This is a genomic window from Sphingosinicella terrae, from assembly GCF_003347635.1.
Lineage (GTDB): Bacteria > Pseudomonadota > Alphaproteobacteria > Sphingomonadales > Sphingomonadaceae > Allosphingosinicella > Allosphingosinicella terrae.
This window is the reverse complement of sequence record NZ_QDFY01000052.1, coordinates 1-701: the sequence shown is the minus strand read 5'-3', so window position 1 is coordinate 701 and position 701 is coordinate 1. Positions and strand designations below refer to the sequence as shown.

At 42.2% G+C, this 701-nt stretch carries 2 protein-coding genes; both read right to left on the bottom strand.

The features are described from left to right. Positions 1–73 precede the first annotated feature (73 nt). A complete protein-coding gene (gene rpsN / locus DDE10_RS23190; protein WP_005599304.1) occupies positions 74–379 on the bottom strand; it encodes a 30S ribosomal protein S14 in 306 nt (101 codons plus the stop codon). A gap of 11 nt (positions 380–390) precedes the next feature. Then, positions 391–701 (bottom strand): 50S ribosomal protein L5 (gene rplE / locus DDE10_RS23185; protein ID WP_114955171.1); only part of this gene is annotated, 311 nt, incomplete at its 5' end.

Sequence of the window (701 nt, the reverse complement as noted above, 5' to 3'; positions counted from 1 at the left end):
GGGTCAGCATATCTGCGATTGGATCTTGCATGCTCATGTATTTACTCCCATGATTCCAAATTAAAAGAGGTTATTACCAGCTTGCTTTCTTAAGGCCTGGAATTTCACCGCGCATTGCAGCTTCACGTACCTTAATACGGCTTAAACCAAACTTACGAAGTACACCGTGTGGACGACCAGTTTGGCGGCAACGGTTACGCTGACGGCTAGGACTTGAATCGCGCGGAAGTGTTTGTAGTTTTAACACTGCCGCCCAACGATCTTCGTCTGAAGAATTTGCATCAGAGATGATTTTCTTTAATTCTTCACGTTTAGCGTAGAATTTATCAGCTAATTTAGCACGTTTAACATCACGTACAATCATTGATTGTTTTGCCACGATAACCTACCTTATTTACGGAATGGGAAATTGAAAGCAGCTAATAAAGCTTGGCCTTCTTCATCGCTTTTCGCAGTTGTGGTGATAGTAATATCTAAACCACGTACACGATCTACTTTATCATAGTCGATTTCTGGGAAAATGATTTGTTCACGAACACCCATACTGTAATTACCACGACCGTCGAATGACTTCGCATTTAAACCGCGGAAGTCACGGATACGTGGAACAGCGATAGTAATCAATCTTTCAAAGAATTCCCACATACGTTCGCCACGTAGGGTTACTTTGCATCCGATTGGATATCCCTGACGGATTTTAA